The 10,600-nt window shown below is 48.6% G+C and carries 5 protein-coding genes; 1 reads left to right on the top strand and 4 read right to left on the bottom strand.

Translation table 11 applies throughout. The features are described 5' to 3' along the window. Positions 1-221: 221 nt before the first annotated feature. The gene (locus NG833_RS20880; RefSeq protein WP_254567201.1) at positions 222-1,061 is read left to right on the top strand and encodes a Crp/Fnr family transcriptional regulator; all 840 of its coding nucleotides are present in this window, start codon (positions 222-224) and stop codon (positions 1,059-1,061) included. 87 nt (positions 1,062-1,148) lie between these two features. On the opposite strand, the gene NG833_RS20875 is transcribed toward NG833_RS20880, so the two are convergent. From NG833_RS20875 to NG833_RS20860, 4 genes are all read right to left on the bottom strand, one after another. Further along, the gene (locus tag NG833_RS20875; protein ID WP_254567200.1) at positions 1,149-4,805 is read right to left on the bottom strand and encodes an ATP-binding protein; all 3,657 of its coding nucleotides are present in this window, start codon (positions 4,803-4,805) and stop codon (positions 1,149-1,151) included. A gap of 1,442 nt (positions 4,806-6,247) precedes the next feature. Then, positions 6,248-7,312, bottom strand: a complete 1,065-nt coding sequence (locus tag NG833_RS20870) for a substrate-binding domain-containing protein (RefSeq protein ID WP_254567199.1) — start codon at positions 7,310-7,312, stop codon at positions 6,248-6,250. A 250-nt stretch (positions 7,313-7,562) separates the two neighbouring features. Continuing rightward, positions 7,563-8,924 carry a bifunctional serine/threonine protein kinase/MFS transporter gene (locus tag NG833_RS20865; protein WP_254567198.1) on the bottom strand — a complete coding sequence of 454 codons (1,362 nt, stop codon included), beginning with the start codon at positions 8,922-8,924 and terminating at the stop codon, positions 7,563-7,565. A gap of 100 nt (positions 8,925-9,024) precedes the next feature. After that, positions 9,025-10,035: a LysR family transcriptional regulator gene (locus NG833_RS20860; protein ID WP_254567197.1), complete on the bottom strand. Its 1,011-nt coding sequence runs from the start codon at positions 10,033-10,035 to the stop codon at positions 9,025-9,027. Between the last annotated feature and the right edge of the window lie 565 nt (positions 10,036-10,600).

Raw genomic sequence — 10,600 nt, 5'->3', positions numbered from 1 at the left:
GCAATGCTTGCGCCCTAAGGGCGCAAGCATTGCGCCCCTACATATAAGGGGCTACTCCATTGATCCGTCACTACGAACGAACGTTTTGGAGATTTTATTTTTTGGAGTTCCCTAAGCAACGATGTTCAAGAGTTTATGACGTTTTAGAGAAGGGAGTATTTGCATCGCCACCGCATCATCTGCTTTGGTGCGTCGAGCCAAATCCTGCAAAAATTTTAGGTATGTATTCATCTGAACCGGACCATCCCTCTCGGCCTTTTTTAACTCACCAACCGATTTTGGAGTGGGCTGAACAACATTATCGATGTCGGACCTTTCGGAAAGAAGAACGAATTCCCACCCGTCCTGGATTAGTATATTTAGTAATATCAGGAGCCGTCCGGTTGGTGGGAGTTGCTAAAAACAGCTCCAGTTCCCTCCAGGTTTCATCCCGGAAAAAGACCGGGGACAATCTCCCTGACGCCGACTTGCTCTCAGTCGAAGTCACCACCCCTTCGCGATCGCCTAAGCTGTCTGCGACCCTGGGGGATACGGCTGCTCAAGGCTCGAAACTCAATACCCTCCCCGTCTCAGGGGAAGACAAAGGGGAAAACGCCGAAACCTTTTTAGGGTTTGTAAGTCAGGGTCAACCCTTTGAAGTCGCCAGCGAGACCTTTTGTACCTTTGAAGCTTACGCTCACATTGATCAAACTGCGGTGATGTGGATGTACTGGCCGGACTTAGATCAGTGGCCGTTATTTCGACAACAGGTCCTGGATGCGTTTCGGTATCAACACCAGCGCAAGCTGTTGTGGTTGGGAATTTTGGGACAGCGACGCACGATCGCCAGACTGTTAGGATTTTTGACCTTACTGATTGAGGAACATGGTCAAGCGGTGGGGGATGACTCAGAAGGAGAGGGGGTGAGTGGCTATTACCTGCCTTGGAGTTTAACTCACGCTCAGATTGGCAGCGCGATCGGTTCAACTCGGGTAACCGTGACCCGATTAATGGGCAAATTACGGGCGGAAGGGTTGATTCAAGTCGGGGAGGGTCACTTAATTGGGTTACCCCCCCGGTAACGGTTTCTGACCCATTTTAACCCACACCCGGCGTAGTATTCCGTTTGGAAAGGGTGTGGGTTCTGACTTTGAGACCCCAGTTCCAGATTAGACGCTGCCATTTTTGAGGGCATCGAGGAGAATTTCGGTGGCGGATTCGTATAACGGTAAGGTGATACTAAAGGTCGAGCCTTGATTGGGTTCAGAGGTGACAGAAATCCATCCTCCGTGGAGTTCAACTAATTTTCGGGTAATGGCTAACCCCAGACCACTCCCTTGATATTTGCGAGTGAGAGAGGAATCAATTTGGGAGAAGGGAGAAAACAGCCTCGGGCGATCGCGCTCGTCAATGCCAATCCCCGTATCCCAGACCACAAAGTGAATCCAATCATGAGGGCGATTCAGGGTGTTCCGCATGGGCTTCAATATCGCTGTGTCTCCAGCTTTGGACTTCCCTTCCCTCCCGTCGGGAGTTTCATGGGCCAGAGTCCGATAAATTTTCAACCCCACCTCACCTTCCGGGGTGAATTTAATCGCATTGGTGAGGAGATTAAGGAGCATTTGTTTGAGGCGGCGCGGGTCAACCACCATACATTCGAGGGAGGGGTCTACTTCCATCTGAAACTGTAAGCCGTGATTGGCGATGCGCTCTTGAATCAAGCTGACGAGACCCTGACAAATATCGCAAATATACACAAGTTGAGGTTCGAGTTCCAGGCGATCGGCTTCAATGCGGGAAAGGTCGAGGATATCATTAATCAGGGATAACAAGTGTTGTCCGCTGGTATGAATCCGGTCAAGGTAAATTTTTTGTTTCCCGTTTAATGAACCGAAGGATTCTTCTAGGAGGACGCTGGAGAAGCCGAGAATAGCGGTTAAGGGGGTGCGGAGTTCGTGAGAGGTGGTGGCAATGAACTCTTCTTTGAGACGGTTGATAGCAGCTAGTTCTTGATTTTGCTCTTGCAGGCGCTGCCATTGATGACGAAATTCACTAACATCTCGGGCGATCGCAATGATCCGATGGATTGAGCCGGTTTCGTCGGAGATGGGAGAGTACACCGTTTCTAGGGTTTTGTTGCCAATGGGGAAAGTAATCTCATGACTGACTAAAACGCGATCGCCAGTCTCATAGACATGACGCAGCAGGGGTTCGATCGCATCAGCAGCGTTGGCGTTCAGTTCTCGATTGGTTTTCCCAGTCATCTGTTCTCGACTCAGAGCAAAGAAGGCGGCACCTGCGGCGTTAATCGAGAGATAACGCAGTTGGGCATCATATTCGACAAAGATATCACTGGATTGACGCAGAAACGACCGAAAATAGTCAGCACTCAAACGGGAAGACTGTTCTTTTCGCAGTAGACGGGCTTGGCGGATGGCGATCGCACAAACTTTGGCCACCTGCTTCACCAGTTCAATCTCGTCGCCATCAAAGTCTTTTTCTTGGGGTTGAATGATGCCTAATGCACCGATGGAACCGCTATCATCGGCGATCGGGACCAGGGTTTGTTGGAAAAATAGGTTCTGGGCGGACTCGGGGAAATTCTTATCCCCAGGTAAGGGACGATCGCCGATTTTCTCACAATTCACTGCATCTAAGACACAGAGTTTTCCTTGTAATAGAACCGTCCGACAGTCCGGGGAGATCTGATTAAAGTCTAAGCGAGTCGCCACGGGCAAGGCAGTTTCCGAAACGCCAACGTTGAGAAACGATGCCTGAGCCTGATATATCCCTTGTTCCTCATCCCACAACAGGGCATGACAGCTATCCACCCCGAGAGTTTCCACGATTCCTTGGACGGCTGCACTGATTACACTGTCTTCATCGGTGGCACTGCTGAGGGTTTCGGTTAAATGGCGAATCAGTTGCTCGAATTGGAGCGATCGCGCTAGGGTAGTGGTTCTCTGCTGGACGCGATCTTCGAGTTCCCGAGCATAGGTGCGTAATTGTTGGACGAGATTGGCTTGTTCGATCGCGATCGCCATCTGAGTTGCCACCGCTTGCACCAGTTGCTTTTCGTCCGTTGTCCATTGTCGGGGACCATGACAGTGATGGACAACGAGTAATCCCCACAGGTTAGAAACACTCGGAGATTTGAGAACATCGGGGTCAATCTCTACGATTTCCCCCGGCTGAAGTTCTCTCACGCCGAGAGGGTCTGGGATAATAGACTCTTCTTTATTACGCCCAATGGCGACTCCCATAAAACTGCGGACTTGAAATTGGTTGAGCATTTCTCGATAGCAATCGCTCAAGGCAGCATTCTGAATATCGGGAACTGACCCGAGATGTCCATTCCGATAGGCATCGCGATGGGCAAGGGGCATACAGTCCGGGGGAAACCATTGTCCTTTGATGGATGGATAAGGCGCTTGCACATCTTCAGCGATACAAATGCCACTGCCATCGGCTAAAAACTGAAAGGCAAGGGCGCGATCGGTGTCTAGAGCTTGTCTGAGACCCTGGACCCCGAGTTTTAAGATGGTGGGCAGATCGAAGGTGGAGCGGATTTTAGCGGAAATTCGACTCAAGAGCATTTCCCGCGATCGCCGCTGTTGGATTTCCTGTTCGGCGCGGGCGCGATCGCTCAAATCCGTGACAAAGGTCATAAAATAGCTCTCGTCTTCTTCTTCCCCCACCAGACAGAGGGTCACCTCTGCCGCCAACAACTCACCATTGGCGCAGATATAACGCTGGCGCAGGGTTTGCCGTTTGACTCCCTCGCGCACCATTTGTTGAATCAGTCGCAACAATGCGGCGAAATCTTCGGGATGGGAAATCGCCCGGGAATCTAAATAGCGCAGTTGACTGGAACTATACCCCGTCATTTGACAAAAGGCTGGATTGGCTTTGACGATCCCGCCATCGATGCTGTGATAAACAATTCCCGTGGGGCAGTCCCAAAACATCCCATCAAAGCCTGGATTCGGAAATGCAATCCAGGATGAGGGTTGATCCATGCTGTCTTGAGTTTGCTGATGGGTTAGTGACTCATAAGCGGGCGATCGCAAAACCTTTTTCTCCGGCGAAAATTGCCGGTTTTGAGCCGTCCTCTCCCCTAACGGCTTAGACTCGACGAGGTTAGCACCCTCTTGGGCTGTGCCAATACTAGCCTCTTGGGAAGAAATTAAATGGAGCGTATGTAACCAAAACCGTCGCAATACCCGCTCATCATTTTCTAGATCCACCGCTTCTAAACCGGAACAGTGAGGAACTGCTGTCGTCAGGGTTGAGCTTCGCAGCAACTGGACGATCACCTCTGGATCGAACACTACGGATACTCTACTACGCGGCTCATTCCCTTCCCCAATGCCTGCAAATTCTTCCTCTGTGTGAGCTTGATCCAGTTCCACTTGAATCCAGACGTTCAAATGGGAACTCAGGGCCAGAATGCTCGTTTCCACTCCCCCTAGGGCAATCACCGGAACCGACGCAAATCGTTGGGACTTGCCCAGGGGATAGTTGGGCTGGCTGGGTGCATTGGGCATGGATTGCACCTCCACTTCAGCTACGGAAAATCGGCTGGACGTCATGGCCGTTTTTACCGGATATGTCCCGACTCCAGATTCCACCTTCTCTGGGATCCTCTGCCCTGTGTTACACCAAATTTTTTGGAGTTTTTGACACTGTTCTAAATTGTCTCCCACCACTAATAAAGCTCGTAACCACCCACTGCTTTCTAGGGCATGGTGCAGCAGTTGAAATAAAGACGACAAATGTTCGCGGTCCAAATAGAGGATAATTTGGCTGGGTAAACGATGATTCATATTTATTTTAGAATTTAGGGTTTCCATAGTTTTAGAGAGAATAAGGCTGATTTGTTCAATTTTGGCTTTGACTAAGTTAATGATTCCCTAACTGATTCCCAGTATTTAAAGAATTGCCCCAAGGACTTTAAACGTAATGTTTCTTTACAAAAGAGAGTAAAATTTCACGCGAGACAATCAGCAGAAAAGCTCGGGTAATCTGTCAACCCCTTGTCAAAATAAGGTAACAAATTGTACCGACACAACCCACCCCTTTTACCCTTGCCCATCGTCTCGACGGGAGTAAACATGACCTAGGGACTTGGAAAAATGTTCAGGTTTGAGGCGATCGCCTCCGACACCCTTTGCGAACCCACCTGAACTTTCTGACCCTTACCATCTCCTCAATCTTTACTGTACTCCATTTAGCTCGGATTAGAATGAGGCACTCAAAAACCGGGGAAGATTCTTTTAATCCAGGTTCGGTCAAGGTTTCGGGTGCAGCAATCTCATCAAGATCATTGCACAACAGTTCACCTCCCCGAGTTGTCCTTTGCCAGATGAGTCATTTTCCCTACTCTTTCGGGACTTTCCCCTTCTCAAAAGAGGCGATCGGATTACCATTCCTCAGAAGCAACCTCTCTGAGTCTAGCAACCCGGATATGCCAGCTTTGAGCAAACTGACTCCAACAGGGGCAAAGAGTGGGCAACTTACCACCGGATAGGGTCAATTAGATTCTCCTGTTGCTTGACGAGCATCCCAGGCTGGAACAATTCCGGGTTCTCATTCTACTAGCAAGTTCCAGGATTGTACAATTCTGCTCGTTGCGTTCCCTCGGACTGATCGGAACAAACTTTTGCGGATGCGATGATCGGCGCAAGAGAGGCATTTAAACAGGATGCTCCTAACTTTCACTCGATACAAAGCCTACGCTTGTCCTTCGATACAGGGCACTGCAAGGGATTCATAATTTTCGACTCTCTTTCTTTAGACTGGCAAAAGTTTAACCCAGATTTAGGACTACCTTCAGTGGGTAAATAAAATTTATTGTCCAGCAATTATAGAACAATTGAAAATGTGAAAACCTTCTGATACACTTTGTAGGGGCGCAATGTGCAGGCCCCTACAAATACAGCTTGACGCCGCTCGTTTTTATAGACTTATCAGTATTGCGAAATTCCGTATGAGTACAGGAGAAGGTAGACAAACTCGGGTTACAATATATAACTATTACCGTATCAAGAGGAGCCAGAAAAACCCACAACCAGGCAGGGGGCGGCTAACGAGTAACTAGAGCTTGAACGACTGGATGGGGTAAAAGTTTTGGATAGAAAGGAATTGTCAGAAAGGGTGAACCTATTGTATCTCACCCTTGAGCAGAATTTGTAGACCTACAAGTCCCAGATTTGGGATTAAAAGTTAAGGTCCCTGAACTTTTAATCCGCAGTGATTGAGTGGGTAATTAACGAATCCTCACAAAACCCGCTTGTTCGATTAAGGCTTGTCCCTGTTCCGTGAGGAGGAGTGCAGCGTAAGCTTCGGCGAGTTGTTGGTCAATTTGACCGTTTTCTTTGACAATCACAAATAAGCGGCGGGTGAGGGGATATTCCCCACTTTGAAAGGCGGCGGCATTCACTTGATTTCGCCGATTTGGACAATCTTCAGCAGGGACGAAGGGTTCTCGATAGGGAGGAATCAGGCGATCGGGTTGTCCGGCGATCGCAATGGGGGTGACGCTACATTGTCCCACAATCTCTGGGGCCGAAGCGTAGTAAATTCCTCCCAGGCGACTGCCCACTTCTCGTAATGCTAGGGTGGTGGTCCGCATAAACTGCACATTGCTCCCAAATGCCTCCCCATCCATCACATTCTCTCTAAAAAATTCAATCGTGCCACTGTTTTCCGGACGGCGAGAATAGGGGATAATCTCCACATCGGGTCCTCCCACTTGACTCCAATTCCAGATATCCCCCGTATAAATTTGTTTAAGTTGCGTTAAGGTTAATCCAGGAATATTTAAGTCTGGATTGACTGCTACGGCAATTCCATCTAGGGCGACGGGAATCGCTTTGAGAGTAAATCCTAATTGTTTCGCTTTCTGCTGTTCTTCTTCTCTAATTGAGCGCGAGGATTGAGCAAAAACAAGCTGATTATCTAACATCATCTCGATTGCCGTTCCCGAACCCGGGGGTCTCGTCGGATGCTGGGTATAGCGCAATTTAAACTGGGGCTGAACCATTTGAATCACCGGATCCACGGTTCCCCGAATCGGTGCCCAACTGGTGCTCCCGCCATAAGTCGCCAGTCCCGAGGGCAGGTTGGGGACTTCGGCAAAACTATCAATTTTAGCATCAGGATCGAATCGATAGGGGGCTGTGGATTGAGAGGAAATCCCCTCCGTGGCTAAATTATCCGATTCAAAGGGTATGCCGAATCCTCGGATTAACCCCCAGATAATTCCCCCGGCTAAACTGACGGTAACTAGCACGGTTAAGACCAGAATGGTTGTTTCGTTTTTCAGTGACATTGCTGATAATTAAGCGGAGTTAGGGTTGAGACTTTTATTCCGATAGGGTCAGGATAGTTTGGGTGACTCAATAGTAAATTAAAGCCCTATAATTTATACCATTTTCATATAAACAATAGGGAGGAATTTTGAGGGATTGGAGTGGATTTGAGTAGTTAAAAACAACAATTCACACCAACTTTGGGAGGTTAAAGCGGGAAGCTGTTTTTATTTTAACTCGCTTGTCTGTATGAATTTTAGGCTAAATAAATTATAAGAATTTAGCGATTAGTTTAGAAATTAAGCGAAATAGGGCGGTAAAGGCTACGGCACCACAACTCGCAAAAACTGGGATAAATAAGATAGCTTCCCATAAAAATGCCTGATGAAAAGGCGGAATGAAAAAGACAATCGCCAAGGTGACAACGGCGAGAATGAGTAAATCATACTTTTCAATAAACCGCCGATATTGGACGAAAATCAGGGCACTTAATATCAGTAACCAGGCGATCGTACCGATCGCCGGTGCAAATCCCAAACTTCGTAAAACGATTAACAGTAGGCCCCCTTCAAATCCGGTAAAGGCGGCTCCTCGTAGGACCTCGAAGGTGGAGAAGTGGGGAGATTGGGGAGAAATGGGGGATGGGGGGGATGGGGGGGATTGAGGGGGTGGGGAGGTGGCGTTGAGGGCGGTTAGGACTTCTTGGACTCCTTGGAAGCGCTGACTGGGGGTAGAGAGGAGGAGGCGGTCCAAAATGTCGGCGAAGCGATCGCTCACAGTTGCTTGACTTCGCCAATTCCATTCATTGCTGTAGGCATCGAATAACTCCTGGGGTTCTTTTCCCGTGAGTAACATGATGCAAGTCACCGCTAACGCATATAAATCCGTCGAGGGAAATACCGTGCGTCCTGCCATTTGTTCTGGAGGAGCAAACCCCATTGAATAAATGCCGGTGGAGCGTCCACTGCTGGTCACCCCGGGGGATTGGGTGACTTGTTTGACGGCACCAAAATCTAATAAATAGAGGCGACCATTGGTTTTGGATCGCATGATATTCGAGGGTTTGATATCCCGATGAATCGTGTCATTTTCATGAACAAACGAGAGAATTTTCAGCATTTCAACAAACACCTCCCGCACTTGCTCCTCGGAGAAATTCCCTTGTGATTTTAATTCTTCTTCGAGATTTTGACCATCAATAAACTCCTGAACTAAATAAAAAAACCGGTCTTGTTTGCCGGGAATTTGACTGGTAATTTCCAGGGGAAAAAACGCCATTAAATCTGGAATTTGGGGGTGTTTGTTGCCGAGGCGTTCGAGGACTTCGGCCTCCCGTTCAAAGAGGGTATGGGCGATCGCCAACTGTTGGGGACTCAAATCTCCAGCCGGTTGAAATTGTTTGACCACACAGGTTCGCATGGCCGGAGTGCGGCGATCGCGAGCTAGAAACGCCGCCCCAAAACCCCCTTGACCCAGTAACCGCACCGGCAGATACCGACCATCTAAAATCAACGGCATCCCACAAGTAGTACAAAATTTTTGCTGGATCGTTTTGAGGGTCGTCATATCATCGAGGTCCGCAAAACTATTTTGAGGACGCAAGCAGCCCGGACGAGTGCAGTAAATTTCCATATGAAATGCCGTAATTTTACCGAACGGATTTTAGATTTCAGATGAATCAAGTTGATTGAGCGTTGTTCTCCAATCGGGTCATCTAAAATCTAAAACCTGTTTAGCTAATCGTTGAATTGGTGGAAACGGGTTTAAGGGGTTCTACCTCCATAAATTCTAAGGGTTTTTCAATTGAGCTATCCACCCAAGGTTGAGTGGAGAACTGGGGTAAAATTTCTTGACTAAACGCCTCAGCAGCTTTAGAGCGATACCGATTGGGATTGTAAATCACCGAAAGCATTCGCTTAACCACAACCCCCTCAATGGTGGCGCGGTGGAGAATGCCCATTTGCAACTCTTTTTCGATGGCAGAAATCGAAACAAAAGCAGCGCCCAAACCGGACTGAACCGCATTTTTAATGGCTTCAATCGAATTGAGTTCCATCTCCAATTTGAGACGGCGGGTATCAATATCACAACGCGAAAGCACTTGATCGATGACCTTACGGATGGTCGATTGGGAGTCTAGGGCGATGAACTGTAGCTTATAAAGGTCTTCTTTTTGAATTTTTTCGAGTTTGGCAAAGGGATGAAATACCGGCAGAATCAAAGCCAGTTCATCTTCAGCATAAGGCTGGATTTCGAGGGACTCTTGGAGTTCCGGGGGGACTTCACCGCCGACGATCGCCAGGTCGATTTGTCCATTGGCGACACTCCAAGCGGTCCGCCTGGTGGAATGAACGTGCAACTGCACCGCGACATCGGGGTACTTCTGCCGAAACATCCCAATCATCCGAGGCAGGAGATAGGTTCCCGTGGTTTGGGAAGCCCCGACAATCAAGGTCCCACCTTGAAGGTTTTGCAAATCCTCGATGGCGCGACAGGTTTCCTGACAAAGGGTCAGAATTTTTTCGCCATAACTGAGCAAGAGGTGTCCAGCTTCGGTGAGTTGGGCGCGCCGCCCTCCTCGATCGAATAAGGGGACATCCAACTGCCGCTCTAGGTTTTGCACCTGTAGGCTGACGGCAGGCTGAGAAACGTATAAACTATCTGCCGCACGTTTAAAGCTTCCCTCAGCGGCGATCGCTTTGAGAATGCGTAACTGATCTAAAGTAAAAGGTAGATCGGACATACTGCTAAACCTGAAAGGGGCAAAGGGTCTGATGGCAACCGACGGATTAACCTCAATGGTCCGGGAATAGACAGGTTGAATATTGCTATGGGATGACTCAATCTCGGCGGGCGAGGGAAAATAGCATAACTTGCCATTCTAGTCCCAGATAATCAGTCGTCAGGTTGTATTGGAGTTTACCAAATCGCCGCAGATAGCTCTATCTAGGATAAAAGCAAAACTAGGTGGCGATCGGCGATCCCGTCAAAGCAGAGAGTGCGATCCCCTCTGTCAAAAATTATGATCCCCTGCTAATGGAGATCTGATAACTGACTCAGTTTATCTTATAGTTGAACTGACGAACCCACTCATAACGGGTTGATCCATCGGTCAGTTGGATATCGAATCCACCGGGAGTGGATAAAACCCCCATCGCTTTTTGTTAGGGGAACTCCAAAAAATAAAATATGCAAAAACCCCGCAGGCTGTTCGCGTAGCGTTCCGCTTAGAAAGCCTGGGGCACTTGCGGACAAAGCGGTGCCTGCGCGGGCTACAAGAGTATTCTATAGTCATTAACTCTCGGATT

Source organism: Oscillatoria sp. HE19RPO (assembly GCF_024220515.1).
Lineage (GTDB): Bacteria > Cyanobacteriota > Cyanobacteriia > Cyanobacteriales > Laspinemataceae > Laspinema.
This window is presented reverse-complemented; position numbering and strand designations above follow the sequence as displayed.

Excerpts from the sequence above, each read along its gene's own strand:
- NG833_RS20880 (WP_254567201.1), top strand. The coding sequence starts at position 222 with ATGTATTCATCTGAACCGGACCATCCCTCTCGGCCTTTTTTAACTCAC.
- NG833_RS20875 (WP_254567200.1), bottom strand. The coding sequence starts at position 4,805 with ATGAATCATCGTTTACCCAGCCAAATTATCCTCTATTTGGACCGCGAA.
- NG833_RS20870 (WP_254567199.1), bottom strand. The coding sequence starts at position 7,312 with ATGTCACTGAAAAACGAAACAACCATTCTGGTCTTAACCGTGCTAGTT.
- NG833_RS20865 (WP_254567198.1), bottom strand. The coding sequence starts at position 8,924 with ATGGAAATTTACTGCACTCGTCCGGGCTGCTTGCGTCCTCAAAATAGT.
- NG833_RS20860 (WP_254567197.1), bottom strand. The coding sequence starts at position 10,035 with ATGTCCGATCTACCTTTTACTTTAGATCAGTTACGCATTCTCAAAGCG.